A 25,611-nucleotide genomic window follows, 5' to 3' on the forward strand; every position below is an offset into this window, starting at 1 on the left:
CGAATGATGCTGCACGTACCCGATGTGTTGACCCAGGACCAGGTGCGCGGCCTGCGCGCGGCGCTCCAAGCGACCGATTGGGTCGACGGTCGGCAAACGGTCGGCGAGCAAGGCGCCCGGGTCAAGCGCAACCGCCAACTGCCTGAGCACGCGCCCGTGAGCCACGAACTCGGCAAGAGCGTGCTGGCGGCCCTGGCGCGCAGCCACCTGTTTTTTTCTGCGGCGCTGCCGCTGCGCTTTGTTCCGCCGCTGTTCAACCGCTACGAAGGCGGCGAACACTACGGCCTGCATGTAGACGGCGCGGTGCGCTCCGTGCCCGGGACGGGCGAGCAGTTGCGCACCGATCTGTCCTGTACGCTCTTTCTCAGCGAACCCGAGGAATACGACGGCGGAGAACTCGAGGTGGTCGACACCTACGGCACGCACGAGGTCAAACTGCCGGCCGGCGACCTCATCCTCTACCCATCCACCAGCCTGCACCGGGTGCATCCGGTCACGGAAGGTGCGCGGATCTGCTCTTTTTTCTGGGTGCAGAGCATGGTGCGCGACAACCACCAGCGCGCGATGCTGTTCGAACTCGACCAGCAGATTCAAAAGCTGCGTGCGCGCATTGGCGAATGCGAGGAGACGGTCGCGCTCACGGGGCACTATCACAACCTGCTGAGGCTCTGGTCCGAGGTCTGAATCGGTCGGATGTCGCCCGGTCGCGGGCCTGCCCGGCATCCGGCAAAAACCTCGGGGCCCAACCCCGCCGCCTATATTGTTATTGCAAATGCGAGAGATTCGTATTTATAATCGAGTCTCCACCAACAGCCAGCCAATAGTTGCCTTCTTCGCCATGATCGTCTGCGTCTGCCGCCGAGTGTCCGACCGAGAAATCGCGCGTCATGCGCGCGCGGGCATGTCATTCGACGAAGTGCAATTCGAACTCGGCGTGGCCACCCAGTGTGGCCAGTGTGAAGGCTGCGCACGCGACCTCGTCGCGCAGTGCAGCATTTCGCATCCGGTTGCCGCCATTCATCGCGGTGACGAGGCACAGGTGATCCAGCTTGCCAACTCCATCAAGGACAGCAGGGCATGGGACTCCTCACAACTCTCGGCGGCAGCCTGATTTTCGTGGCCGGCTCGGCTTGGTGGATATTTCGCAAATAGCGGTTTCTTGCTGCATCCGGGCACAAGGTCGTGCCCAATCTCGTAAAAAGATCGATCGTGTCTGACCGCTTCTCCGCTCCCAGCGGGTTCTCCCGCAATACTGTCATTGCCGGCGGCGTGGTGCTGTTCCACGTCGCCGCGCTTTGGGCCCTCCAGACCGGGCTGATCCGCAGGGCAGCCGAGGCGGTTATCCCGGTTGAGATCCTGAGCGAGATGATTGCGCCGCCCAAGCCTGTGGAACCGCCGCCACCGCCGCCACCGCCCGTAAGGCGCGAAATCACGAAGACGCCTCCGCCGCCGCGCCCACAAGCCATCCGCACGCCAGCGCCGCCGACGCCCAACGCACCGACCGGCACCGTGGAGCCGCCACCGCCGGTCGCCGCCCCTGTCGAGGCACCGCCGGCCCCACCCGCGCCCCCGCCCGCGCCGCCCGCACCTCCGCGCGTGATTGAACTCACCGAAGGACAGGTCCAGTACATCCGCGAGCCGAAGCCCATCCTTCCGCGCACCAGCGAACGCATGGGCGAATTCGGGCGGGTCGTCATCGCCGTGTATTTCGACAATGCCGGCTTTCCGAAGCGCGCCGAAATCCGAACGTCCAGCGGCTACGACCGGTTGGACCATGCGGCCCGCGATGCCGTCCTGAAATCGCAAATCACACCGCTGAATCGCCCTGGCGCCAGTGAAGAAACACTGCGCTATTTCCTGGCGCCCATCAATTTCACGAAACCCGAGTAGATCTGGAGCAACGCATGGATAACCAATTTGGCCTGATGAACCTGTGGGCGCAGGGCGACATCGTCACCCGTGGCGTCGCGGTAATGCTGGTCGGCATGTCGCTCGCCTCATGGATCGTCATTCTCATCAAGGCACTGGACGTGATCCGCTACAAGCGCCTGGCGCGCGGGTCGTCCGACTTCTGGCACAGCGAAGATTTCGCCACCGCGCTGAACAAGCTCGGCAGGGACGACACGAACCCCTTCCGCGCGCTTGCGCTCGAAGGCCGCGAGGCCACCGCACACCATCGCAACACCAAGGCGCATCTGCACGATACGCTGGACGTGAGCGACTGGGTCACGCGCTGCCTGCGCAATGGCATCGATGAATTCACGGCGCGCCTGCAAACCGGGCTTGCCGTCCTTGCATCGGTTGGCTCTACTGCGCCGTTCATCGGCTTGTTCGGCACGGTCTGGGGCATCTACCACGCGCTGATGAGCATCAGCACGGCCGGGCAGGCGACCATCGACAAAGTTGCCGGCCCGATCGGCGAGGCGCTGATCATGACGGCCCTGGGCCTCGCCGTGGCGATTCCCGCCGTGCTCGGATACAACGCGCTGGTGCGCGGCAACAAGTTCGTGCTGACCAAGCTCAACAGCTTTGCGCATGACCTGCACGCCTATTTCGTGACCGGCGCCCGCGTCCAGAGCAGCGAGCCGGCCACCGTCCTGCCGCTCAAGAAAGGCTGAACGCAATGGCCTTCGGAACGCAAGACGAACCCGATGAGGTCATGAACGAGATCAACATGACGCCGCTGGTCGATGTCATGCTCGTGCTGTTGATCATCTTCATCATCACGGTGCCGGTGATGAAGCACGCCGTCGCCATCGACCTGCCGCGAGCCAGCAGCGAGCGCGAGTTGACCAAGCCTGAGAACATCCTTTTCAGCATCAAGGCCGACGGCAGCTACTACTGGAACGATCAGCAGATCGGCGATGCCGACCTCGAGCCGCGCCTGGCCGCCGAAGCCGCGAAGGAGCCGCAGCCCGAACTGCACATCCGCGGCGACAAGGAAGTGCGCTACGAGCGCGTGGCCAAGGCCATGTCGGCGGCACGCGAAGCCGGCGTGCGCAAGATCGGGTTCATCACCGAACCTGACGTGAAGTAGTCAAGGCCCTTTCTTCAGCATCTTTCAATCATTGCGATTGACAGCCGTATTGCGAATCATTATCATTACTAAATTGATTCAGCGAGGACCTACGCAATGCAAACGACCCTGACCTCCTTTTCCGTCTTGAGCCATCCATCGCTCGACCAATCGGGTGGTCGCGGCGCGGCGCCAATCGATAGCCGACCGGCGCCGCTTGTTGAAAGCGCAACGCTGCTGCAAGGCAACAAGACAGTCGGCATCCTCCACAACGGGTCTCTCTACCGCCTTCAGGCCACCAAACTCGGCAAGCTGATCCTGACCAAATAGCTGCTGCCCCGGCAAGTTTCATCGTGGGGCGACTGGAGGAGAGCAATTCTCCGAAGGTCGTTTTTTGCTAGCCAACGGTCCGCCGACCAGCCATGCTTTTTTTCACGATCGAAGCGCCAAATGAAAACGCCGACCATGGGTCGGCGTTTTGCTTTATCGGCAATCGAAGAATCAGAGGCCGATCGCCGCGATGCCGGCCTTGGCAACCTGTGCGTCTTCATTCGACTTGACGCCGCTCACACCCACCGCACCGATCACCTGCCCGTCCTTGACGATGGCCACGCCGCCTTCGAGCATGGCGTGCAGGGCTGGCACTGTCAGGAACGCCGTGCGTCCGCCATTGATGATGTCTTCGTAATTCTTGCTGTCGCGACGACCCAAGGCCGCCGTGTGCGCCTTGGCGGGTGCAATGTGCGCCGACAGTGCGTTGGCGCCGTCAAGTCGTTGCAGCCACAGCAGGTGGCCGCCGTCATCGGTGATGGCGATGGTGACCGCCCAATTGTTCTTGAGGGCTTCCGCTTCGGCGGCGGCGGCAATGGCCTTGACGTCGGCAAGTTCGAGATAGGACTTGGTATTCATGATCGATGCTGGTTGCGAAGTGAGCCTTGGAGCATAACGGCGACAGGCCGGCGCGGTTTTTGCGGTACCCCCTTGCAGCCCTCTAAAATGTGCCCAACTGCAGTCTGCAGATCCACCAGGAGTATTCAAGATGAACGACCGCGTCACATCCATCGACGTCGCTGCCGGCTACAGCCAGACGCTACCGCAGGCCGAGCGCCAGCGCGTCCTGCGCAACACCTACTGGCTGCTGGCCTTGAGCCTTGTCCCAACCGTGCTCGGCGCCTGGATTGGCGTGCAGACCGGCATCACGCTGCGTCTTGGCGGCGGCCTCGGCTTGGTCGTTTTCCTTGCTGGCGCGTTCGGCTTCTTGTTCGCGATCGAGAAGACCAAGAACTCGGCCGCTGGCGTACCGGTGCTGCTCGGTTTCACCTTCTTCATGGGCCTGATGCTCTCGCGCATGATCGCGCAGGTGCTGGGTTTCAAGAACGGCGCGGAACTCGTCATGACCGCATTTGGTGGCACGGCTGGTGTCTTCTTCGTGATGGCTTCGCTGGCGACCGTGATCAAGCGCGACCTGTCGGGCATGGGCAAGTTCCTGTTCGTCGGGGTGATGGTGCTGTTCATTGGTTCGATCATCAACGTGTTCGTTGGCTCCACAGCCGGCATGCTGGCAGTCTCGGTCGCTGCGATCGGCATCTTCTCGGCCTACATGCTGTATGACCTGAAGCAGATCATCGATGGCGGCGAGACCAATTACATCCGCGCGACATTGGCGCTCTACCTCGACCTGTTCAACGTGTTCCAGAGCCTGCTGGCGCTCCTGGGCATCTTTGGCGGCGAGCGCGACTGAAGGCAACCCTTCGGGTAGCAGAGCAAAGGGGCCATTTGGCCCCTTTTTCATTTGCGGGCTATGCGAGATCGAACACGGCCATCGACTCGACGTGTGCAGTGTGCGGGAACATGTTGATCACCCCGGCGCTGCTGCAACGGTAGCCGCCCTGGTGCACCAGCAGACCCGCGTCGCGCGCCAGCGTGGCGGGGTTGCAACTCACGTAGACGATGCGCTTCGGTGGCATCCAGTCGCCTCGGAGTTCGGGTTGCTGATGCAGGTCTGCCACTGCCTTGGCCAGCGCAAAGGCGCCTTCACGGGGCGGATCGACCAGCCAACGATCTGCCCGGCCATCGGCTACCAGCATTTCCGGAGTCATGTCGAACAGGTTGCGGGAGACGAATCGGGTGGGACTGAGCGGACGGCTGGCGGGCGCCGCCGCCTGGTTTCGGTCGAAGTTCTCATTGGCACGCGCCACCAGCGTGTCGCTACCCTCGATTCCCAACACTTCGCGAGCGTGCGTGGCCAGCGGCAGCGTGAAGTTGCCGAGTCCGCAGAACCAGTCGATCACGCGTTCGTCGCGCCTCACGTCGAGCATGCGCAACGCGCGTGTGACAAGCACGCGGTTGATGTGCGGATTGACCTGGGTGAAATCGGTGGGCTTGAACGGCATGCTGATCCCGAAATCGGGCAACTCGTATGACAGCGGCGTACCGCCTTCGTCGAGCAGCTTGACCGTTTCCGGACCCTTGGATTGCAGCCACCATTGAACGCCGGGATGCTCGAGTGCAAAGGCCCTGAGTCGTGCGACGTCGGCGGCGGACAGTGGCTCGAGATGCCGCAGCACCAGCGCGATCACGCCGAGCATCGTGCCGCCGGGTGCATCCCCGCAGGCCAACTCGATCTGCGGACAGGTCTGCCGCGCCTCCATCGACTCGATCAGGCCGCGCAGCGGCACCAGCAGGTCGCTGACCTGCACCGGAAGCACCGGGCACTCCGTCATGTCGGCCACATAGCTGCTCTTGCGCTCGTGGAAGCCGATCAGCACCGCGCCCTTCTTGATCACATGCCGCACAGACAGCCGCGCGCGATAGCGGTAGTGCCAGGCGGGGCCTTCCAACGGGCGCAATACGTTGTCGGGCTTGACCTTTCCAAGGTGCCAGAGTGCGTCCTCCAGCGCGCGCTGCTTGACGGCCACCTGAGCGGCAATGTCGAGATGCTGCATCTTGCAGCCGCCGCATGCGCCAGCGTGCAGGCCGAAATGCTGGCAGCCAGGCCGCACTCGCTGCGAAGACTCGCGCCGCAGCGCGGTGAGCACGCCCTGCTCCCAGTTGTTCTTCTTGCGCAAGACCTTGATCTGGACCTCCTCGAAAGGCAAGGCGCCTTCGATGAAAACCACCTTGCCATCGGACTTGTGCGCCACACCTTGGGCGTCAAGGTCGAGCGATTCGACCTGCAGCCATTCATCGGAAAGCGGCAGCGCTTTCTTCTCTGCTGTTTCTGTTGTCATGCGCCGATTGTCTCAGCGCCGCACGCGACGTCCGATCGCACAGGGACAACGGCGGACGAGGACCTCGCGAGTCCTCAGAAAATTGCGTCGCGCCCGATCCCCGCGCGTGTCATGTGGCGCCGCATCTTGGCCAGCGCCTCGTTCTGGATCTGGCGCACGCGCTCGCGCGTGAGGCCCAGGCGAACGCTCAGTATCTCCAGCGTTTCGGGCTCGCGGTCGTGCAGACCGTAGCGGCCTTCAAGCACCTCGCGCTCGCGGCCGCCGAGTGTCTCGATCCAGTTGTCAAGTAGGCGTTCGACTTCATGGGACTGCGTCACGCCGGTCGGATCGGTTGCGTCGTCGTCGGATGCCACCGTGTCGGCCAGGCTGAAACTGTCTTCGCCGCCGTGATCGCCACCCGCATCGAGCGATCGCGGCGTCTCGGCCAGCACCAGCAGATCGCTCACCTCCTGCACGTCGCGCCCCAGCAAGGCGGCAATGTCCTCGACACGAACCCCGTCGGGTCGACTCGCCAGGAAATCGGAATCGCCTTCGAGCGTTCGCTTCGCGCGCAACACCTGTTGCAACTCGCGCACCACGTGCACCGGCAAACGAATGGCACGGCCCTGGTTCATGACAGCCCGCTCTGTCGACTGGCGAATCCACCATGTCGCATAGGTCGAGAAGCGAAACCCGCGCTCGGGTTCGAACTTGCTGATTGCATGCATCAGCCCGAGGTTGCCCTCTTCGATAAGGTCGGCAAGCGGCACCCCGCGGCCAAGGTAACCCTTGGCAATATTGACCACCAACCGCAGGTTGTGCTCGATCATCGACTGTCGCGCCGCGAAGTCGCCAGCGCGGGCCGCGCTCGCGGTCCGGAACTCCTCGGCGGAGGTGAAGAGTTCCGTACGCCGGACATCGCGCAAGTAGCGCGTCAGCGAGTCGCCGCCCTCAAGCCCCAGCAATGGTTCTTCACCTGCGAGGCGATGTGGATCTTCGTCGCTCCGGGACTCCATCTGTTCCCTCCAGGCTTGCGGAAGTGGCAAGCGTTGTGCGAGATCGGCGCTCTGGCAATCCGTCGCCTCGCGCCCCGGGAGCTTTCCGGCGGCGAAGGTTCGCACGACGCTATCGCGGCGGCAAGTAACGTGCCGGATCAACCGGCTTGCCCTGGCGACGAATCTCGAAATGCAACTTGATTCGGTCCGTCCCGCTGTTCCCCATCTCGGCAATCTTCTGGCCCTTTTGCACCGTCTGGTCTTCCTTGACCAGCAGCGTCTGGTTGTGGGCGTAGGCCGTGAGGTAGGTACCGTTGTGCTTCAGAATGATCAGGTTGCCATAGGCGCGCAGATTGGCACCTGCATACACCACCTGACCGTCAGCAGCCGCAAGCACCGGTTCGCCAGCCTTGCCGGCAATGTCGAGGCCCTTGTTCTTGACCTCATCGAATCCTGCGATCAAGCTGCCTTGGGCCGGCCAGATCCAGCCCACGTCTTCGTCGCCAGAGGCCGCTGCAGCGGGGGCAACGGATGAGGTCGTGACAGGCGGCTTGAACGGCGCGCTCGCGGCAGGAGCAGTTGCAGTTGCAGTTGCAGGAGCAGGAGCAGTTGCAGTTGCGGCAGCTGCAGTTGCGGCAGTTACAGCAGCGGCGCTGGCAGCGGTTGTCGATGAGGCGGCTGCGCCAGCCGTCGGGGTCGCAGCGCGCGCAGCGGCGCCGGAATCAGTCGACGTTGCCGCCGTTGCCCCGCTGCCAAGCGGCGGGATGACGCGCAGCACCTGGCCCACTTCGATCTGGTCGGGATTCTCGAGGTTGTTCCAGCGCGCAATGTCTTGCCAGCGCTGCGCAGTGTCGAGACCGATGCGGCGAATGGTGTCGCCTGGACGCACTGCGTAGTAGCCCGGCTTGCCATAGTTTTCGATGCCCGCCAAAGGTCGGCCTTGCTGATCCACCGTCAACGGCGAGCCGCCGGGGTTGGCGACGACGACCGCGGGGGCCGACGGCGCCTTCGTCATCGTGCCGCGGTCCTCGACGGGTGCGGGACTGCGTGGCGTGGCACAACCCGCAATCACGAGCGTCAACACCAGCGAAATGCCGGCGACCCAGCTCCGATTGCCAAAACCCTGCATTTGTTCTTCCTTCAAGCAATTCCCGATTTTAGAGGGACAAAGTGAACCGCCTCAAGGACGCGGCGCTGCACGCCAGCGGCGGTTTTGTCAATAACAACCAGCGCCTGACCGCCCGCATCGGAGTGTGTCGGCGCCACGATACGCCCGCCCACGGCAAGCTGCGAAATCCAAGCCTCAGGCACCGATTCGCCGCCCGCCGCCGCGATGATGCCCGCGTACGGCGCACCCTTGGCATACCCGATCATGCCGTCGCCCAACAGCAGGTGCACCGTGGCGAGGCGAAACGGCCGCAAGTTGGTGCGCGCCTTTTCGTGCAGTCCGCGCAGGCGCTCGATGCTGTAGACCTCACTTGCCACATGGCTCAGCACGGCAGCCTGGTAGCCGCAACCGGTGCCAATCTCCATCACGCGGCCGAGCCGATCGTTCGGTCTGCCGCTCAAGGCAGGTGCCCCCAACAGCAGTTCGATCATGCGGGCGACGACGTTCGGCTTGGAAATGGTTTGGCCGAGTCCTATGGGCAAGCTCGTATCCTCATAGGCTTGATTGACCAGCGCGCTGTCGACGAAACGATGGCGCTCCACCGTGTCCATGGCGCGCAGCACGCGCGTATCGGAAATGCCTTGCCCCGCAAGTTTTTGCACCATGCGGGCGCGCACCGCGTCCGACGCCATGGACGGTGTGCTGCTGATCACAACAGGCCGCACCGGAACAGCCGACGTGCGACCTTGCGCGGCGGCGGAGGCGGTCGGCTTGAGCCGGACCGGGAAACTCGGACGCTGCGTGGCCATCAGGTGGCGAGACGGGTTACGGCGTCGCGCCAAGCGTCGAGGTTCGCGTGATCGGTCAGGTCGATTTGCAGCGGCGTCAGCGCGACGTGGCCCAGCGAAGTGGCGTGGAAGTCCGTGCCTTCCCCGCTGTCCTTGGCCCCGCCGGCCCCGGCGATCCAATACATGGTTTCGCCACGCGGACTATCTTGCGTGATGACCTTCTCTGCGACATGGCGACGTCCGAGGCGGCAGACCCTGGTGGACTGCAATTCTCCGAACGGCCGGTTCGGCACGTTCACATTGAGCAGGAATGAAGGCCCTTCGAGCATGCGCTCGCGCTCGATCTGCAGCACGAGCCGCCGTGCAACTTCCGCCGCCGCGTCGATGTGTGCCCAGCCTTTTTCCGTTTGCGAGAACGCGATGGCCGGGATGCCAAAAAGATACGCCTCCATCGCCGCGCCGACCGTGCCCGAGTAGATCGTGTCGTCGCCCATGTTGGCACCGTTGTTGATGCCCGACACCACCAGGTCGGGCCGGTAGTCGAGCAGGCCCTTCAGCGCAATGTGGACGCAATCCGCAGGGGTGCCGGTCACATAGCGAAACCCGTTCTGCGCAGCATGCACATAAAGCGGCGCGGCCAGTGTCAGCGCATTCGACTTGGCGCTGTTGTTGTGCTCCGGTGCGACGACTTCGACGTCCGCGATGTCTTTCAGTGCGGCGTGCAGCGCGACGATGCCGGGTGCCTGGTAGCCGTCGTCGTTGGAAATGAGAATTTTCATGGCGTTGATGCAGGCATTCTAGGGTTGCACCCGGTCACGCCAGAGACATTGAGGGCGCGTCGACCGACCGTATCATGGCCGCCCTCAAGGAGACATAGATGCCCTCACGTACCTCACTTCGTGTATCGGAGACCTGACATGCACGCATGGCTTTGCGAAAACCCGGTTGGCGTCGATGCCCTGACCTGGAAAGAACTGCCGACACCTCAACCCGGCCCCGGCCAGGTGCTGATCGAGATCAAGGCTGCCAGCCTCAACTTTCCGGACCTGCTGATCGTCCAGAACAAATACCAGATGAAGCCGCCTCTGCCCTTCGTGCCGGGCTCGGAATATGCCGGCGTCGTGCAGGCGGTGGGTGAAGGCGTGAGCCACCTGAAGGTCGGCCAGAACGTGGCCTGCCTGTCCGGCACCGGCGGTTTCGGCACGCATACGCTGGCGCCGGCAGCGCTCTGCATGCCGTTGCCCGACGGCTTCGGCCATGTCGATGCCGCCGCTTTCATCATGATCTACGCCACTTCTTGGCATGCACTGATGGACCGGGCCCAGCTCAAGGCTGGCGAGACCGTGCTGGTACTCGGCGCAGCCGGCGGCGTAGGCACTGCTGCGATCCAGATTGCCAAGGCAGCAGGCGCCCGGGTGATTGCGGCAGCATCGACGGACGAGAAATGCGAGTTGTGCCGGTCGATCGGCGCCGACATCACCATCAATTACACGACCCACGCGTTGCCAAACGGTTTCCGCGACGCGATCAAGGCGGCGACCGACGGTAAAGGACCTGACGTTATTTACGACCCGGTGGGCGGTGACTTTGCCGAGCCAGCTTTCCGCTCGATCGGCTGGCGCGGCCGCTATTTGGTGGTTGGATTTGCATCGGGACCCATTCCAGCACTTCCCTTCAATTTGATGCTGCTCAAGGGCGCATCTCTGGTGGGCGTGTTCTGGGGCGACTTTGCCAAAAGAGAACCGAAGGCGAATGCGGCAATGATGGCCGAATTGGCTCAATGGTACGGCCAGGGCAAGGTCAAGCCGGTGATCGACAGGACGATGCCCATGGCGGACTTGAAGGCAGCCTACGCGCACATGGGTTCGCGCGGCGTCAAAGGCAAGCTCGTCATGGTCAACTGAGGAACGCCTCCTGCCAGTCGCCATCCGACGGCGGCGACAGCACCATTGAATAAGCCCGCGCGAAGCGGGCTTTTCCATCGACGTCAGTCGTCCTCAGATTTCAAAGTCGGACAGCGACTTGCCGCTTGCCAGTGCTTCGGTCACCCAGCGCGGTTTGCGGCCACGACCGCCAGACCAACCCTCGCCATTCGGCCCCCGGTATTTGACTGCGGCCTTTGCAGTTCCTGCGCCGGCACGCTTGCCAGCAGCGCCGCGGCCCACGAGTTTCAGGTCGGCAGCGCTCAGTCCGTATTCCGCAATCTTCTGGCGCACTTCTTCGATGACGGCGCCACGCTCCTGGTTGCGCAGCTCCTCCGCCTGCTTGCGCAATTGCGCGATCTGTTCGTCGTGCTTCTTGATCTGGGAATTGATATCTGCAAGAGAGGACATTGGGCTTGCTTTCTCTAATCTGAAAAGAAAAAATTCTAATTCAAAAAAATAATGCTTCCAATGGGTAGGCGCAAAAAAACGCGCCGGTCACGTGGACCGGCGCGTTTCAGGATGTTTTGGGGTGGCTGATGGGACTCGAACCCACGACGACCAGAATCACAATCTGGGACTCTACCAGCTGAGCTACAGCCACCAAAGAGCCTTCAAGTATAACGTCAAATTTTACGGGTTCGGCGACGCAGGCTTCGGCACGACGATTTCTGCCTTGTAGCGTTGCTTCAACAACTCGAAGTAGGCATTGTTCTCCGCGCCGGCAACGACTTGCGCAAACTGCCCGGACTCTTGCTGTGCCTGTTCGGGCTTGGGCGGCTCGCGCGGCACCACCTTGTTCACGCGAACCACGGCATAGCCTTGCGCGCCGAGATCGATGCCCGCCCATGCCGGTAGCTTGACAGTGTCGGCGCGCAGCGCGCCCTCGACGACTGGCGCGGGCAGTGATCGCGTGTCAAGCCGCGAGACGGTGACGGCAGCAGGCAGCTTCGCGCCTGCCGAATCGGCTTGCCAAGCCTTGAGCTTCGCCTCGCCGTCGGCCTTGGCCAGTGCGCTGGCGCGCTCGGCGATCAACAGACTGCGCACCTTGTCCTTGACCTCGGCGAATTCCAGAGTGCGCGCGGCCATGTACTTGGTCATGCGTCCGGAAGCGAGTTGACTCGCGGCAACTTCGACGGCTTCGGTGTTGTGCTTGCGTTCGCGCGAATCCGCCGCAAACAGCGCGTCCAGGAATTTGCGATTGGCAAGGGGGCCGCTGGCGCCTGCCGGCGGTGTGCGCGCCACGTCGTTGGCCGTCTGGATCTTGAGCTTGAACTTGTCTGCCACGGGTTGCAGGCTGTCCGGTTGCTGGAAGACCATGTCGGTGAACGACTCGGCCGCCTTGGCGAACTCCTGCGTGGCCTGTTGCGCTCGGGCCTCGTCCTCGATGCGCGCGCGCACCTGCTCGAACGAGGGCGTCGCCTCCGGCTTGATGTCGGTGACCTCGATGATGTGGTAGCCGAATTCGGTTTCCACGAGGTCGCTGATTTCGCCCTTCTTCAGCGTGAACATTGCGTCTTCGAATGGCTTGACCATCGTGCCATCCCGCTTGACGAAGTCCAGGTCTCCACCCTTTTCAGCGGAACCGGGATCCTGCGAATTCTTGCGAGCGATGTCGGCAAAGCTGGCGGGCGTCTTCTTCACTTCAGCCAACAGTTGTTCGGCCTTCGCTTTTGCCTTTGCACGGTCCGCGGCGGGGGCGCTGGCCGGCGCCGTGATCAGGATGTGGCTGGCACGGCGCTCTTCCTTGGTCGTGAAGCGCGCCTTGTTCTGCTCGTAGTAGGTCTTGAGATCGGCTTCGCTGATGGCAATGTTTTTCTTGACCGAATCCACATCCAGCACGACGAACTCGACATTGGCCTGTTCCGGTGCCTGGAATTGCGCTTTGTGGTCCTTGTACCAGGCCTCCAGGTCCGCGTCGCTGACCGTCACCTTGCTGGCGAAGTCAGCCGGATTGAGTTGGGCCACCTGCACTTCGCGTCGGTCATAGAACGCATTGAGCGTTGCATCGGCTTGCGCCTTTGTCGCGAATGCCGACCCGGCAATGCCTTGCAACACCTGTTGCGTCGCAAGACTCGCGCGCACCGATGCCTCGTATTGCTCGGGTGTTTGCTGCGTTGCCCGCTGGAACAGCGCGCGGTCGAATTTGCCATCCGCACCACGGAACATGGCAAGGCCCTGGTCCGCGGCAAACAGGCGTGCCAGCTTGTCTTCCGACACGGTCATGTTGGTTTTCTCGGCAGCGACCTGCAACACGCGGTCGCGCACCATGCGCTCGAGCGTCGCGTATTTCGCGGCATCGGAGTCAAGCAGTGCCACGTCGATATTGGGCGACTGCTGGCGAATGCGATCGACTTCAAGTCGGTGCTGTTGGTCCCATTCGGGCCGGGTGATGTCGCGGCCATCGACGCTCGCGACCTTCTCCCCCCGATCGGACCGGTTGTAGCGATCGGCAACGCCGAACCATATGAACGACGGAATGATCAGCAAGAACAAGAACACCATGACGATCTTGTTGTACTTGCGGAAGAAATCAAACATTGAACATTCTCTCTATCGAACGCGGCCCGTACTCAGGCAACAAAAAAGGCGAACAACCTGTTCGCCTTTGCATCGGTGGTGGGTGCTGAGGGGCTCGAACCCCCGACCTACGCCTTGTAAGGGCGCCGCTCTACCAACTGAGCTAAGCACCCCACCTAAAACGATGTCTCAGTTCAGCGCATCTTTCAGCGCCTTGCCGGGACGGAACTTGGGGATCTTGGCGGCCTTGATTTTAATCGCAGCGCCGGTACGCGGGTTGCGGCCGGTGCGCGCAGCACGTTTGCCCACTGCAAAAGTACCAAAACCCACGAGGGAGACCGAGTTGCCCTTTTTCAGCGTGGTGCGGATCGCGCCGATGGTGGATTCGAGTGCGCGGGTGGCGGCTGCTTTGGAAATGTCGGCGTTCTTTGCGATGTGCTCAATCAGTTCGGTCTTGTTCACAAGGGCCTCTTGTCGGAAAAAAAGTTATCAGGTATCGCCGATTGCACGACCGACCCGAGGTGGTGCCGCGCTGCGCGGTGCGAGAAGGGGGAGGCAGTTTCGGCGCGTCGGCAGCGCACTGCCGACAAGGATTAAAGCCACTGGTCTACGGGGTGTCAATAAGACAGCACGCCGGTCAGCCCAACGGGGTCCGCAATTTTAGGGGCCTTTTGTGAAGTCCTTTTCAAAGAGCCGCGGCGATCGCCTTTCCGAGGTCGATCGTGCCCGCCGTACCTCCGATGTCCCGCGTGCGCGGCGCGCCGCTTTGTGGTGACAGCGCGGCTTCGATAGCGGCCAGGATAGCGTCGTGCGCGTCCTTGTGTCCGAGAAACTCGAGCATCATCGCGCCGCACCAGATCTGCCCGATCGGGTTGGCGATGCCCTTGCCGGCGATGTCCGGCGCGGACCCGTGCACCGGTTCGAACAACGACGGCGTAGTGCGTTGTGGATTCAGGTTGGCACTGGGGGCGATGCCGATGGTGCCGGTGCATGCGGGGCCGAGGTCGGACAGGATGTCGCCGAACAGATTGCTTGCGACCACGACGTCGAAGAAGTCGGGGCGCTGCACGAAGTGCGCGGTGAGGATGTCGATGTGAAACTTGTCGAGTGCGACGTCGGGATAGTCCTTTGCCATCGCCGCGACACGTTCGTCCCAGTACGGCATCGTGATCGAGATGCCGTTCGACTTCGTGGCGCTCGTCAAATGCTTCTTGGGGCGCGATTGGGCCAGGTCGAAAGCAAACTTCAGCACCCGGTCCACGCCGATACGCGACATGACCGTTTCCTGAATCACGATCTCGCGCGACGTGCCCTCGTACATGCGACCGCCGATGCTCGAGTATTCGCCTTCGGTGTTTTCGCGCACGATGTACATGTCGATTTCGCCCGGTTGACGCGGCGAGCCATCGCGACGAACCACCGGCGCGACGATGCCGGGCATGAGGCGTGCGGGGCGCAGGTTGACGTACTGGTCGAACTCCCGGCGAAACAGCAGAAGCGAGCCCCAGAGGGATATGTGGTCGGGAATCTTTTGCGGCCAGCCGACGGCGCCGAAGAAGACGGCGTCGTGTCCACCGATCTGGTCCTTCCAGTTGTCGGGCAGCATCTTGCCGTGCTTCTCGTAGTAGTCCCAGCTCGAAAAATCGAAGTGATCGAACTTCAGGTCGATGCCGAATTTGCGTGCGGCCGCATCCAGCACCCGGATGCCCTCGGGCATGGTTTCCTTGCCAATGCCATCACCGGCGATGACTGCGATGCGAAGTGTGCTCATTCATGTCTCCTGGGGTCGGTTTGCAAAAAAGGCAAGTGCGGCGTCGGCGATCTGTTGCGGCGCTTCTTCGGGCAGATAGTGGCCGCACGGCAATGAGCGGCCGCGTACGTCGAGCGCGCGCTCGCGCCACAGCGACAGCACGTCGAAGCAACGGCCGACGGCGCCATGCTCGCCCCACAGGACGTGCAGCGGTTGAGTGAGCAGGCGGCCAGCGGCAATGTCGGCGCGGTCATGTTCGAGATCGATCGACGCGCAAGCGCGATAGTCCTCGCAGATCGCATGGGCCGTGCCTTCAATGCCTGCGCATCGTTCATATTCAGCGAGCGCTTCAGGGGCAAAGGGCGCGAGCCCGGCGTGGCGGCTGCCCATGACGCTGCGCACGTAGCGCGCCGGATCGGATTCGATCAAGGCTTCCGGCAACGGCGGTGGCTGGATCAGGAAGAACCAGTGCCAGTAGGCGCGTGCAAATGCTTCGGTGGTGTCGCGATACATCGCGAGCGTGGGCGCGATGTCGAGGAACATCATGCGGTCGACCGCGTCCACATGGTCTGCGGCGAGTCGATGCGCCACCCGCGCGCCACGGTCGTGCGCCAGCAGGCCGAAGCGATCGAATCCGTGATGCCGCATCACGGCCAGCGCATCGAGTGCCATCTCTCGCTTGCTGTAGGCGGCGTGGTCCGCGCCGGAGGTCGGTCGGCCGGAATCGCCATAGCCGCGCAAATCCATCATGACGAGCGTGAATTGCTGCGCGAGCGTCGGCGCCAGCCGATGCCAGATCGCGTGCGTCTGCGGATGGCCGTGCAACAGCAGCAGTGGCGCGCCGCGACCACCGATGCGGCCATGCAATCGGACCGGGCCGCGTTGGACATCGAAGGGGGTGAATGAATCGAGCACGTGAAGATTGTGCTTTGCACGCCCTGGCGCATCAAGCAACAATCCGCCAATTGATACTTTCTGATATGGCACGAATCGATCGCGGCGACCTTGAACTGATGCAGGCCATTCGCGCGCAGGGAAGCCTCACGGGCGCCGCGCTCGCGCTCGGAGTGGTGCCTTCAGTCGTCACCAAGCGGCTGGCCGCGCTGGAGGCACTCCTGGGCCAGCGCATGTTCGAGCGCACCACGCGGCGATTGAGCCTGACGGCAGAAGGCGAAGCGCTCTGCCTGCGCGCCGATAGCCTGCTTGATGGCTTTGCCGCGTTGGAGACCGAACTGTCCGAACGGCAGGACGCGCTGAGCGGTTCGCTGCGGCTGGTCGCGACGTTCGGCTTTGGCCGTCGCTGGGTCGGGCCTGCGCTTGCGGCATTTCAGGCGAGGCATCCCTCGCTGCAAGTGGATCTTCATCTCGCCGAGCAACTGCCCGATCTTGGCGCCGAAGGGTACGACGGCGCCATCTGGCTGTGGAGCGTGCAGGGTCGGCATGCGAATGACTGGATCACACGGCGCATCGCCCGCAACCAGCGCGTGCTGGCCGCCGCGCCGAGCTATCTGGACCGACGCGGCATGCCGGCCGACCTGCCGGCCTTGTCCGAACACGAATGCCTGGTGACACGCGAACATGCAGATGCGCGGCTGCGGCCGGCCGATCTCTGGACCTTGCAGCATGCGCGCGACGGCAGCACGGCGCGCGTTCGGGTGAGCGGTTCGCTGGCGAGCAATTCGGGCGAGATGGTGCGTGATTGGTGCCTGGACGGGCACGGCATCATGCTGCGCAGCCTCTGGGATATTGCGCCGCAATTGGCCTTGGGCGAACTGGTGCGGGTGCTGCCGCACTACGCGATGCCCGACGCGGACATTCACTGGGTCGCGCCATGGCGACCGAAGACGCCGCGCCGCGTGCGGTTGCTGATCGACTTCCTGATCGAGGCGCTTCGCAAGGAGCCCTGGAAGCCCGAGGCATCGGCCGCGCCGAAGGCTCGCCGCGGCAGGTGAGCACTACGCCGGCGCGGCGTCGCCGCGGATCACCAGGCTGACGCCCACGGCAGTCATGCCGATGCCAGCAAGTGTCGTCGCGGTGATCGGCTCGTCGAACAGCAGCCATGCCATGACCGCGGTACAAGGCGGCACCAGGTACAGCAGGCTGGTGACCGCCGTCGCGGTGCCTCGCTGGATCAGCATGTAGAGCAGCGAACTGCCGCCTAGCGAAAGCGCGAGAACGGACCAGGCCAGCGACCCGATCACGGGTACGTTCCATACGATCGCATCGGGCTCCAGCAATGCGAAGGGCAATGTCACGACCAGCGCTGCCGCCATTTGCACCGCGCTGGCGCTGCGCACATCGCAGGGTTCGAGGAAGCGCTTTTGGTAGAGCGTGCCGGCCGTGATCGACAACAGGGCCAGGATCGCGAGGCTCATGCTCGCCGCGGTCACCTCCCCTCCCTGGCCGAACTTGCGGGACACCACCAGGGCGAGGCCGGCAAACCCCAGCAGGAGGCCGGTCCACTGGCGCTTCGTGATGGCGCCGCCGTTGAATGACAACCACACCGCCGTCAGAACCGGCTGGATGCCGACCAGCAAGGCGACCAGGCCCGAGCCCATGCCAGCCTTGACGGCCGCCCACACGCCGCCAAGGTAGCCCGCTTGCATCAGGACGCCGGTGACGGCAAGGTGCCACCACTGCTCCCTTCGCGCCGGCCAGGCGACGCGCGCGGCGAAAACCCACAGGCCAAAGCAAAGCAGCGAAAACGCGTAGCGCACCGAGAGGAACTTGAACGGCGGCGCATAGGGCATGCCGTAGCGCGCAACGATGAAGCCGGTGCTCCAGATGAGCACGAACACCCCTGGCATCAGGCGCAGCCAGGCGCTGTCACGCCCCCCTGCTGTCATTTGGCGCGGGCCCGGATTTCCGGGAGCGCCTTCTGCAGGTAATAGACCATCGACCAGACGGTGAGCACGGCAGATATCCAGATGAGCCAATGGCCCCATCGACCCGTGTCGATGTAGTCGAACAGCGTGCCATTGAACAGCAGGAACGGGATCGCCACCATCTGCACCACTGTCTTGACCTTGCCGATCATGTGCACGGCCACGCTCTTGCTGGCGCCGATCTGCGCCATCCATTCGCGCAATGCCGAAATCGCGATTTCGCGCCCGATGATGATGAGCGCCACGAACACGTCGGCGCGCTGCAGATGCACCAGCACCAGCAACGAGGCGCAGACCAGGAACTTGTCGGCCACCGGATCGAGGAAGGCGCCGAACGATGAAGTCTGGTTGAGCTTGCGGGCCAGGTAGCCGTCGAGCCAGTCGGTCGCCGCGAAGACGATGAACATCACCGTGGCAATGAGATTGCGCATCGGCTCGGCGATCGGGAGATAGAACACACCGACGATCAAGGGGATCGCGACGATGCGCGTCCAGGTCATGATGGTCGGCAGGGTCCAGAACATAAGCGCTTGATTGTGACTGGATTAGTGAAGGGCCTTGTAGATGTCTTCCGCAAGGTCCAGGGCAATGCCTTCCACCGACGCAATGTCCTCGACACTCGCCGATGCGACACCGCGTATGCCGCCGAAGCGCTGCAGCAGCCGGGCGCGCCGCTTCGGTCCGATGCCCGGAATGTCCTCGAGTTGGCTACCGCCCACGCGCACCTTGGCGCGCCTGGCCCGCATGCCGGTGATGGCGAAGCGATGGGCCTCGTCGCGAATCTGGGCGACCAGCATGAGGGCGGCGGAGTCGCGGCCGAGGTAGACCTTCTCGCGGCCATCGGCGAACACCAGCTCTTCCAGGCCGACCTTGCGGCCCTCGCCCTTCTCGACGCCGACGATCAGCGACAGCGGCAGCCCCAGTTCGCTGAAGACCTCGCGTGCCATCGAGACCTGGCCCTTGCCGCCGTCGACCAGCACCAGGTCGGGCATGCGCGCGGCTTTGGTTCCGGCGGGCGCGTCGGCGCCGCCGCCGTCGCCTGCGGTCGGTGCATCCGTCTCGGCGGCCATGGCCTCGGCCAGGCGGCCGTAGCGGCGGGTCAAAACCTGGCGCATCGCGGCGTAGTCGTCGCCGGGCGTGATGCCCTCGATGTTGTAGCGGCGGTATTCACGGTTCTGCATGGCATGCCTTTCAAACACCACGCAGGAGGCTTGCGTGGCTTCGCCTGCCGTGTGCGAGATGTCGAAGCATTCGATACGCATGCTGTCGAGGTCGTCGGGCGCCAGCTCCAGCGCATCGATCAACGCGCGAGTGCGAGCCTGCTGCGAGCCCTCTTCGGCCAGCAGGCGGGCCAACTGGAGGCCGGCATTGGTCTGCGCCATCTCCAGCCAGTGGCGCCGCTGCTCGCGCGGCTGGAACACGGCGGTCACACGCGTTCCGGCCTGCTGCGAAATCGCCTCGATGAGCGCGCGGCTCACCTGTTCGCTCAGCACCAGCGTGGCGGGTACGGGCACGTCGATGTAGTGCTGGGCGATGAAGGCTTCCAACACCTGCACCTCGACGGAATCGACCGCGGCGGGCGCGCCACCTTCGTCCAGTTCGTCGGGATGGATGAGTGACGCGTCTTCCACATGCACCGGGAAATAGGCGCGGTCACCCAGGTGCCGTCCGCCGCGCACCATGGCCAGGTTGACGCATGCCTTGCCGCCCTGCACCTTGACGGCGAGGATGTCGACGTCCTTGTCGGACGCGATCTCGATCGACTGCTGGTGCAACACGCGCGAGATGGCCGACATCTGGTTGCGCAGCTCGGCCGCCTGCTCGAACTCGAGCTTCTCGGCATGTGCCGTCATGCGGCTTTCGAGCTGGCCGAGTACGGCTTGCGTATCGCCCATGAGGAAGGACTCGGCGTTGGCCACGTCCTGTGCATAGGCCTCGGGTGTGACATAGCCCACGCACGGGCCGGTACAGCGCTTGATCTGATACAGCAGGCAGGGCCGCGTCCGGTTGGCGTAGACGGTGTCTTCGCAGGTGCGCAGCTTGAAGACCTTCTGCAGCAACTGGATCGACTCCTTCACCGCCCAGGCGCTCGGATACGGGCCGAAGTAGCGGTGCTTTCGATCGGTCGCGCCCCGGTAATACGCCAGGCGCGGAAAGGTGTGCGAGGCGATCTTCAGGTACGGATAGCTCTTGTCGTCCCTGAACAGGATGTTGTATCTGGGCTTGAGCGTCTTGATCAGGTTGTTCTCGAGCAGCAGCGCCTCGGCCTCGGAGCGCACCACCGTCGTTTCCATGCGCGCGATCTTGCTGATCATGTGGCCGATGCGGGTGCCGGCGTGGCTCTTCTGGAAGTAGTTGGCCACCCGCTTCCTCAGATTGCGCGCCTTGCCAACATACAGAACCGCGCCGGCAGCGTCGAAGTAGCGGTAGACGCCCGGAAGCTGCGGCAAGGCCGCGACTTCGCTGAGGAGTTGATCGGAATGCACATCTGACATGGCGACTATTGTGGCGTGGCCGACGGTTGGAGACGGCGGTGCGCACAGGGAAACCGCACTGGGGAATGCGAGCACGCCCCGATGCGGCGTTGCGGGTCGGTCAATCGCCGGCCACCGGTTCGCAGCGCACTTCCGTCCTCACCGAATTGGCGATGAAGCACTGCTCGTGCGCTTCGTGATGCATGGCGTCGACCTGCTCGTTCGAAGGCCGGTGGTCGCCCGAGAACGCGACGCTGGGCCGCAGCGTGACCACGGTCATGGCCATGCGCCGTTGCTCGTTGCGCGCCATCTTGCCTTCGGCGGTGTCGCTATAACGATCGACCCGGAAACCCCGGTCCCGCGCGATCGACAGGAACCAGAGCATGTGGCAGGTCGACAAGGAGGCGACGAAAGTCTCTTCCGGGTCGACCGCCGATGGGTCCGACATCGGCAGCGGCACGACGTGCGGCGACGACGAGCCCGCCAGCGTCGCGCCGCCGTCGAAGCGGATCAGGTGGCGGCGGCTGTAGCGGTTGTCCAGGAAATCCTGGTCATTGCGTTCCCAATGAATTTCTGCGGTGTAGACGGCCATGGCGAAGGACCTCGGTTCGGGGCTGTAGAGTAACCCGCGATGCGCTGGGACATTTTCTGCAAAGTCATCGACAACCATGGCGACCTCGGCGTGTGCTGGCGGCTGGCCCGCCAATTGGCGACGCAGGGCGACGGCGTTCGGCTGTGGGTGGACGACGGCGCGGCGCTGGCGTGGATGGCGCCGACGGGGCATGCAGGCGTCCCCGTGGTCGACTGGCGGGATCCCGACGCCGTGCAAGAAGCCGCGGCGGCGGCCGCCCCCGATGTGCTGATCGAGGCCTTTGGCTGCGACCCCGCGCCCGAATTGATTGCCCGCTTCGCCGAGCCGGTTTCCGCAAACCGGCCGCATCGCTGGTGGATCAACCTCGAATACCTGTCGGCCGAGCCCTATGTCGAGCGATTGCACTGGCTTCCCTCGCCGGTGTTTCGTGGGCCCGGCGAGGGCCTGTCCAAGAGGTTTTTCTACCCCGGATTTACCGCCGCCACCGGCGGCTTGCTTCGCGAGCCCGACCTGATGGCACGCCGGGCCGCCTTCGACCGCGCGGCGTGGCTGGGCGGTCAAGGCATCGAATGGCGAGGCGAGTTGCTGATCTCGCTCTTTTGCTACGAACCACCGGCGTTGCTTGAACTTCTCGCCCGGCTGGCGGCGGGAGCCGAACCGGCCCGGCTCCTGGTCACGCCCGGCCGCGCCGCGCTGGCGGTGAAGGCGCTTCTTTCGGGCTCCGCAGCCCGGAAAGCCTTGCCGGCCGGCCTTGGCGCGCTATCAATTTCATACTTGCCACATCTCTCGCAGCCTGATTTCGACCACCTGCTCTGGGCCTGCGACCTGAACTTCGCCAGGGGCGAGGATTCATTTGTCCGCGCCATCTGGGCTGGCGCGCCACTGGTCTGGCAGATTTATCCGCAGGACGACGATGCTCACCACGTCAAGTTGCTGGCCTTCCTCGACTGGCTCGGCGCACCGCCCGCGCTGCGGCACGCCCACATGGTCTGGAACGGCTTCGAGGCCGGTGCCCTGCCGCCGCTCGACCGCCTCACGCTGGCCAATTGGAGCGCGAGCGTGCAGGCCGGGCGCGACCGGCTGTTGCAACAGAACGATCTCGTGACACAGTTGCGCGGCCTGATTTCGCAAAAAAGCTAAAATTGTGGGCTTTGCGAAATTCGGACCGGGCGCGAGCCTGTTTTGCTCGAATTTTCGCTGAACCCGCCGCGGGAAACATGCAGCTTCAGGCAGTCCGTCTGTAGTCGCTCCGAGCGGCCCAACATCCAGAGACCTGTTATGAAAATCGCTCAAGAAATCCGCGCTGGCAACGTCATCATGCACGGCAAGGACCCGATGGTCGTCCTCAAGACCGAATACAGCCGCGGCGGCCGCAATTCCGCCACCGTGCGCATGAAACTCAAGAGCCTGATCGCCAACTTCAACACCGAAGTGGTCTTCAAGGCCGACGACAAGATCGACCAGATCGTGCTGGACAAGAAGGAGTGCACCTACTCCTACTTCGCCGATCCGATGTACGTCTGCATGGACTCCGAATACAACCAGTACGAAGTCGAAGCCGAGAACATGGGCGACGCGCTGAACTACCTCGACGACGGCATGCCGGTCGAAGTGGTGTTCTACGACGGCAAGGCGATCTCGGTCGAACTGCCGACCAGCGTCGAACGCGAAATCACCTGGACCGAACCCGCCGTCAAGGGCGACACATCGGGCAAGGTCATGAAGCCGGCAAAGATCTCGACCGGTTTCGAAGTCGGCGTGCCGCTGTTCGTGGCACAAGGCGACCGCATCGAAATCGACACGCGTACCGGCGAATACCGCAAGCGCGTCTGATCGCGCACCGGATCCCGCACTTCGCTGCCAGAAAAGCGCCTCCGGGCGCTTTTTTCATTGGCACGCGGTATCAACTACAAGGCTTCGTCGGCAAGTTTGCGCATCACGTCCAGCAATACGTTGGCGCCTTGCACCAGATCAGCGGTTTCGGTGTGCTCGCGCGGGTTGTGGCTGATGCCCTGTTGGCTGGGCACGAAGACCATCGCCGCGGGACAAATGCGCGCCATCATCTGTGCGTCGTGGCCGGCACCCGAGGTCATGCGGCGGTGCGACAGGCCCCTTCGGGCCGCTGATTGTTCGATCAGGCCAACGATTCGATCGTCGAATCGAACCGGTTCGAAGCGCGCCAGTGAGCGCGTTTCGATCTGAACGGATTCGCGCATGGACAGGGCCTGGAGAAATCCGGCCAATTCCGCCTCGGCACGCTGCAAGGCGGACTCGTCCGTGTTGCGCAGATCGACGGTCAAGGTGGCTTGCGACGCGATCACATTCACCAGGTTCGGGTGCAGCCGAATCGAGCCGACCGTGGCCACCTGGCTGCCGCCGAAGCGATGCGCCAGTTCGCGCACGAACACCGCGATGGCGGCCGCGGCATATCCTGCATCGCGGCGAAGGTGCATCGGCGTGGTGCCTGCATGGTTCGATTGGCCATTGACGGTGATCTCCCTCCACGAAATGCCCTGCAGGTCCTGCACCGCGCCGATGGCGATGCCTTCCGCTTCAAGTACCGGACCCTGTTCGATGTGCAGTTCAACGAACGCATGCGGCAGGATCGCGCCGCACGGCATCCCGCCCGCGTAGCCGATGCGCCGGAGTTCTTCGCCAAGCACGCTGCCATCGGTACCAACGGTTTCCAGCGCCCGTTGCAGCGGATAGCCGCCAGCATGCACCAGCGAACCCATCATGTCGGGCATGAAGCGCACGCCTTCTTCGTTGGTGAAAGCAGCCACCGCGACAGGGCGAAGGGTCCGGATGCCTTGGGCATTCAGCACGCGCACAACCTCCAGGCCCGCCATCACGCCATAGCAGCCGTCGTAGCGCCCGCCGGTCGCGACAGTGTCGATGTGCGAGCCCGTCATCACCGGTGCGGCGTCAGCCTGCAAGCCCGCGCGAATACCGAAGATGTTGCCGATCTGGTCGATGCGGATGTCGAGATCCAGCGCCTTCATCCAGTGCACCAGCAGATCGCGGCCCTCGCGGTCGGCATCGGTCAGTGCGATGCGGCAGACTCCGCCGTCGCCGGTGGCACCGACCTCCGCGTGGCGAGCGATGCGTTGCATCAACGCGCTCGGGTCGATGTCGTTGCGCGCGAGCCAGGCGGCCTGCGCCGCCAGGACTTCGGCGGCTGGCCGGCCGGCGAGTTGCTGGTATATCGCCGGCGCGGTCGCGCCTTCGGTATTGATGAGCAGCACGCGCGATGTGCCATCCAGTCCGACGCGCAGTCGCAGTTCCGGCGTGTCGGCGAGCAACTGCAGCGCGGCCAGGCCAGCTGCGCCGGATTCGCCGCTCAATACGGGAACGTCACCGGCCACGCCATCCGCCAGCGTGCGCATCGCAGCCACCGCCGCGGCGTCGGGAATCGTCATGAAGAAGTCGACCGCCGGCTCGAGAAAGCGCCATGCGAGGGGCGAGGTCTCGCCGCAGGCCAACCCGGCCATCACCGAGTCGACCGAGCCGGTCGCGAGTGCCGGCCGGCCCAGGCGAGCGCTTTGAATCAGACAGTCCGCCTGCTCGGGCTCCGCGACGACGAAGATGGGCCGCGCAGCGCTATGGCGTTCGCAGAAATAGCTCACGATGCCCGCCGCCAGCCCGCCGACGCCACCTTGCAGGACTACATGCGTCCACGGGCAGGCGGCAGGCGCCTGGTCCAGCAACTCGTCGACGATGGCCGCGTAGCCCTGCATCACGTCCCGCGGGATGTCTTCGTAGCTCTCATACGATGTGTCGGACACGACCTGCCAGCCGTTGGTCCCGGCAAGGCGCGCGGCCTCCTGCACCGACGCGTCGTAGTTGCCGGCAATACGCACGATCTCCGCGCCGAAAGCGGCAATGGCGTCCTCGCGCTCCCGGCTCACATGCGCATGCAGCACGATCACGCAGCGGCAGCCGAGGCTTTGCGCGGCAGCGGCCAGCGCTCGGCCATGGTTGCCATCGGTGGCGCTGATGACGGTGAAATCTTTCAATACCTGTGCATGACGGCCGGCGAACAGGTCCGCAGGCGCGAATCCGCAATCTTGCCAGCGCCGCAGTACCAGCCGCAGCAGCGCGATCGGCGCGCCCAGCGCCTTGAAACTGCCGAGCGGCGATCGCGCAGATTCGTCCTTGAGGTCGAGCTTCGCGATCGACAGGCGCTGCGCCAGCCCCGGCAATGCTCGCAGCGGAGTGACACCGGCGTTGAGGCCCGGCCAATGCGACAGCCAGCGGCGGCTCTCGCGGGCATTGGCCATGTTCATGACCTGCGCGAGCGCAGGCGCGTAGGCGCCGCGGTGGGCGCGCGTGTTGGCAATCAGCATGATGTC

General features: G+C 63.8%; 27 protein-coding genes, 2 tRNA genes and 1 pseudogene. 11 read left to right on the forward strand and 19 right to left on the reverse strand.

Going from position 1 to position 25,611, the window contains the following annotated elements; genetic code table 11:
• Positions 1–3 precede the first annotated feature (3 nt).
• From WKW80_RS24805 to hemP, 6 genes are all read left to right on the forward strand, one after another.
• A complete protein-coding gene (locus WKW80_RS24805) occupies positions 4–684 on the forward strand; it encodes a Fe2+-dependent dioxygenase (RefSeq protein WP_340366239.1) in 681 nt (226 codons plus the stop codon).
• A 154-nt stretch (positions 685–838) separates the two neighbouring features.
• Positions 839–1,111, forward strand: a complete 273-nt coding sequence (locus tag WKW80_RS24810; RefSeq protein WP_340366316.1) for a (2Fe-2S)-binding protein — start codon at positions 839–841, stop codon at positions 1,109–1,111.
• Positions 1,112–1,209: 98 nt separating this feature from the next.
• Positions 1,210–1,890, forward strand: a complete 681-nt coding sequence (locus WKW80_RS24815) for a TonB family protein (protein WP_340366240.1) — start codon at positions 1,210–1,212, stop codon at positions 1,888–1,890.
• Positions 1,891–1,904: 14 nt separating this feature from the next.
• Positions 1,905–2,618, forward strand: coding sequence for a MotA/TolQ/ExbB proton channel family protein (locus tag WKW80_RS24820; protein ID WP_340366241.1), 714 nt, complete (start codon positions 1,905–1,907; stop codon positions 2,616–2,618).
• A 5-nt stretch (positions 2,619–2,623) separates the two neighbouring features.
• Entirely contained in the window at positions 2,624–3,037 is a 414-nt protein-coding gene (locus tag WKW80_RS24825; protein WP_340366242.1) for an ExbD/TolR family protein, read from the forward strand.
• Positions 3,038–3,133: 96 nt separating this feature from the next.
• Entirely contained in the window at positions 3,134–3,346 is a 213-nt protein-coding gene (gene hemP, locus WKW80_RS24830) for a hemin uptake protein HemP (protein WP_340366243.1), read from the forward strand.
• Between the two features lie 171 nt (positions 3,347–3,517).
• Here the strand turns inward: hemP and WKW80_RS24835 are convergent, their stop codons facing one another.
• Complete coding sequence (locus tag WKW80_RS24835; protein ID WP_340366244.1) at positions 3,518–3,925, reverse strand: GlcG/HbpS family heme-binding protein; 408 nt, start codon at positions 3,923–3,925, stop codon at positions 3,518–3,520.
• 130 nt (positions 3,926–4,055) lie between these two features.
• On the opposite strand from WKW80_RS24835, the gene WKW80_RS24840 reads away from it, so the two are divergent.
• Positions 4,056–4,757, forward strand: coding sequence for a Bax inhibitor-1/YccA family protein (locus tag WKW80_RS24840; RefSeq protein WP_340366245.1), 702 nt, complete (start codon positions 4,056–4,058; stop codon positions 4,755–4,757).
• A gap of 58 nt (positions 4,758–4,815) precedes the next feature.
• On the opposite strand, the gene rlmD is transcribed toward WKW80_RS24840, so the two are convergent.
• The 5 genes from rlmD to surE all read right to left on the reverse strand — a co-directional run bounded on the left by rlmD (position 4,816) and on the right by surE (position 9,895).
• On the reverse strand, positions 4,816–6,246 hold the full coding sequence (rlmD, locus tag WKW80_RS24845; protein ID WP_340366246.1) for a 23S rRNA (uracil(1939)-C(5))-methyltransferase RlmD: 1,431 nt from the start codon (positions 6,244–6,246) through the stop codon (positions 4,816–4,818).
• Positions 6,247–6,320: 74 nt separating this feature from the next.
• Positions 6,321–7,241: a sigma-70 family RNA polymerase sigma factor gene (locus tag WKW80_RS24850; protein ID WP_340366247.1), complete on the reverse strand. Its 921-nt coding sequence runs from the start codon at positions 7,239–7,241 to the stop codon at positions 6,321–6,323.
• A 109-nt stretch (positions 7,242–7,350) separates the two neighbouring features.
• On the reverse strand, positions 7,351–8,349 hold the full coding sequence (locus WKW80_RS24855) for a peptidoglycan DD-metalloendopeptidase family protein (RefSeq protein ID WP_340366248.1): 999 nt from the start codon (positions 8,347–8,349) through the stop codon (positions 7,351–7,353).
• A gap of 11 nt (positions 8,350–8,360) precedes the next feature.
• Entirely contained in the window at positions 8,361–9,137 is a 777-nt protein-coding gene (locus WKW80_RS24860; RefSeq protein WP_340366250.1) for a protein-L-isoaspartate(D-aspartate) O-methyltransferase, read from the reverse strand.
• Positions 9,137–9,895: a 5'/3'-nucleotidase SurE gene (gene surE, locus WKW80_RS24865; RefSeq protein WP_340366251.1), complete on the reverse strand. Its 759-nt coding sequence runs from the start codon at positions 9,893–9,895 to the stop codon at positions 9,137–9,139. The genes WKW80_RS24860 and surE overlap by 1 nt, the downstream gene beginning before the upstream one ends.
• Positions 9,896–10,033: 138 nt before the next feature.
• Between surE and WKW80_RS24870 the strand changes: the two genes are divergently transcribed.
• A complete protein-coding gene (locus tag WKW80_RS24870) occupies positions 10,034–11,020 on the forward strand; it encodes an NADPH:quinone oxidoreductase family protein (protein WP_340366317.1) in 987 nt (328 codons plus the stop codon).
• A gap of 93 nt (positions 11,021–11,113) precedes the next feature.
• Here the strand turns inward: WKW80_RS24870 and WKW80_RS24875 are convergent, their stop codons facing one another.
• The 7 genes from WKW80_RS24875 to WKW80_RS24905 form a co-directional block, all read right to left on the reverse strand.
• The gene (locus WKW80_RS24875) at positions 11,114–11,449 is read right to left on the reverse strand and encodes an H-NS histone family protein (protein WP_340366252.1); all 336 of its coding nucleotides are present in this window, start codon (positions 11,447–11,449) and stop codon (positions 11,114–11,116) included.
• A gap of 117 nt (positions 11,450–11,566) precedes the next feature.
• Positions 11,567–11,642, reverse strand: a tRNA-His gene (locus tag WKW80_RS24880).
• 29 nt (positions 11,643–11,671) lie between these two features.
• Positions 11,672–13,579 (reverse strand): SurA N-terminal domain-containing protein, encoded by a 1,908-nt coding sequence (locus tag WKW80_RS24885; RefSeq protein WP_340366253.1) that lies wholly within the window; start codon positions 13,577–13,579, stop codon positions 11,672–11,674.
• A gap of 76 nt (positions 13,580–13,655) precedes the next feature.
• Positions 13,656–13,731, reverse strand: a tRNA-Val gene (locus WKW80_RS24890).
• Between the two features lie 16 nt (positions 13,732–13,747).
• A complete protein-coding gene (locus WKW80_RS24895; protein ID WP_068642416.1) occupies positions 13,748–14,020 on the reverse strand; it encodes an HU family DNA-binding protein in 273 nt (90 codons plus the stop codon).
• 223 nt (positions 14,021–14,243) lie between these two features.
• Positions 14,244–15,329, reverse strand: a complete 1,086-nt coding sequence (locus WKW80_RS24900) for a tartrate dehydrogenase (protein ID WP_340366254.1) — start codon at positions 15,327–15,329, stop codon at positions 14,244–14,246.
• Positions 15,330–16,223: an alpha/beta fold hydrolase gene (locus WKW80_RS24905; RefSeq protein ID WP_340366255.1), complete on the reverse strand. Its 894-nt coding sequence runs from the start codon at positions 16,221–16,223 to the stop codon at positions 15,330–15,332.
• A 74-nt stretch (positions 16,224–16,297) separates the two neighbouring features.
• Here WKW80_RS24905 and WKW80_RS24910 point away from each other — a divergent pair, with 74 nt between their 5' ends.
• Entirely contained in the window at positions 16,298–17,260 is a 963-nt protein-coding gene (locus tag WKW80_RS24910) for a LysR family transcriptional regulator (protein WP_340366318.1), read from the forward strand.
• 3 nt (positions 17,261–17,263) lie between these two features.
• Here WKW80_RS24910 and WKW80_RS24915 read toward each other — a convergent pair whose 3' ends face one another.
• The 4 genes from WKW80_RS24915 to WKW80_RS24930 all read right to left on the reverse strand — a co-directional run bounded on the left by WKW80_RS24915 (position 17,264) and on the right by WKW80_RS24930 (position 21,259).
• Entirely contained in the window at positions 17,264–18,154 is an 891-nt protein-coding gene (locus tag WKW80_RS24915; protein ID WP_422822957.1) for a DMT family transporter, read from the reverse strand.
• A complete protein-coding gene (gene pgsA / locus WKW80_RS24920; protein WP_340366257.1) occupies positions 18,151–18,717 on the reverse strand; it encodes a CDP-diacylglycerol--glycerol-3-phosphate 3-phosphatidyltransferase in 567 nt (188 codons plus the stop codon). Before pgsA ends, WKW80_RS24915 begins: the two co-directional genes overlap by 4 nt.
• Before the next feature lie 21 nt (positions 18,718–18,738).
• Positions 18,739–20,688, reverse strand: coding sequence for an excinuclease ABC subunit UvrC (gene uvrC / locus WKW80_RS24925; RefSeq protein WP_340366258.1), 1,950 nt, complete (start codon positions 20,686–20,688; stop codon positions 18,739–18,741).
• 100 nt (positions 20,689–20,788) lie between these two features.
• Positions 20,789–21,259 carry an OsmC family protein gene (locus WKW80_RS24930; protein ID WP_340366259.1) on the reverse strand — a complete coding sequence of 157 codons (471 nt, stop codon included), beginning with the start codon at positions 21,257–21,259 and terminating at the stop codon, positions 20,789–20,791.
• A 39-nt stretch (positions 21,260–21,298) separates the two neighbouring features.
• Here WKW80_RS24930 and earP point away from each other — a divergent pair, with 39 nt between their 5' ends.
• Together earP and efp are read left to right on the forward strand one after the other, a co-directional pair.
• Positions 21,299–22,399: an elongation factor P maturation arginine rhamnosyltransferase EarP gene (earP, locus tag WKW80_RS24935; RefSeq protein ID WP_340366260.1), complete on the forward strand. Its 1,101-nt coding sequence runs from the start codon at positions 21,299–21,301 to the stop codon at positions 22,397–22,399.
• 138 nt (positions 22,400–22,537) lie between these two features.
• Positions 22,538–23,092: an elongation factor P gene (gene efp / locus WKW80_RS24940; protein WP_340366261.1), complete on the forward strand. Its 555-nt coding sequence runs from the start codon at positions 22,538–22,540 to the stop codon at positions 23,090–23,092.
• A gap of 74 nt (positions 23,093–23,166) precedes the next feature.
• Here the strand turns inward: efp and WKW80_RS24945 are convergent, their stop codons facing one another.
• A complete protein-coding gene (locus WKW80_RS24945) occupies positions 23,167–24,426 on the reverse strand; it encodes a Zn-dependent hydrolase (RefSeq protein ID WP_422822960.1) in 1,260 nt (419 codons plus the stop codon).
• Between the two features lie 15 nt (positions 24,427–24,441).
• Positions 24,442–25,605: pseudogene (locus WKW80_RS24950) on the reverse strand (diaminopropionate ammonia-lyase); the annotation flags it as partial.
• Positions 25,606–25,611: the final 6 nt, after the last annotated feature.

Origin of the sequence: Variovorax humicola (assembly GCF_037889915.1) — a bacterium.
Taxonomy (GTDB): domain Bacteria; phylum Pseudomonadota; class Gammaproteobacteria; order Burkholderiales; family Burkholderiaceae_C; genus Variovorax; species Variovorax humicola.